We start from the raw sequence: 725 nt of genomic DNA, 5'->3' as shown, positions 1-725 counted from the left end.
GTCTTCCGTCTTGATGAGCACCTAGAAGCACGTCAGTACATTTTATCTGCGGAAGCTTTTGAATTTAATATCGATTACCGTGACCTGCGTGGGATTGATCTTCAGGAAGACCAGGTCCGTGATTACATCTACCGTGAATCTGTTGCTGCCTTTGACCTTTCCCATGGTCCTTTGCTTCGTTTAGGATTGTTCCGTCTAGGAGATGAAGATTATGTTCTTAACAGTGTGATGCACCATATAATCAGTGATGCCTGGTCTATGGAGGTTATGGTCCGGGAGCTTATGTTACTCTACAATGGTCTGAGCCAGGGTCGTGATGTTGTTCTTCCAGGGTTAAATCTTCAGTACAGGGATTATTCAGTATGGCAGCAGGATAATCTTCAAAATGGTTCTTATGAGGAGCATGCGCGCTACTGGCAGGAGCAGTTCACCTCGGTTCCAGGTGTTTTAGATCTTCCGACGGATTATCTCCGCCCTGTTGTAAAGACTTACAACGGTGCCGTATACAATAAATTATTTTCCAGAAATCTTACCCAGGGTCTTAAAGATCTTGTCCATGAGAGCGGCAGTACTCTTTTCATGGGGTTACTGGGTATGCTTAATGTGCTATTCTACCGTTATACGGGTCAGAAAGACATTGTCCTGGGAACTTCCGTAGCAGGACGTAACCACCCTGATCTTGAAGACCAGATTGGTTTTTACATCAATACCTTAGCCCTTCGCAC

1 protein-coding gene is annotated in these 725 nt (G+C 45.0%); it reads left to right on the top strand.

Annotated features, from left to right (window positions below):
* The coding region (locus tag GFU89_RS23220) for a condensation domain-containing protein (protein ID WP_318849380.1) at positions 1 to 725 on the top strand (725 nt) is incomplete at both ends.

The organism is Chryseobacterium sp. JV558, from assembly GCF_033712365.1.
GTDB lineage: Bacteria > Bacteroidota > Bacteroidia > Flavobacteriales > Weeksellaceae > Chryseobacterium.
The sequence above is the reverse complement of the archived record's forward strand: the minus strand, read 5'-3'. Positions and strand labels throughout refer to the sequence as shown.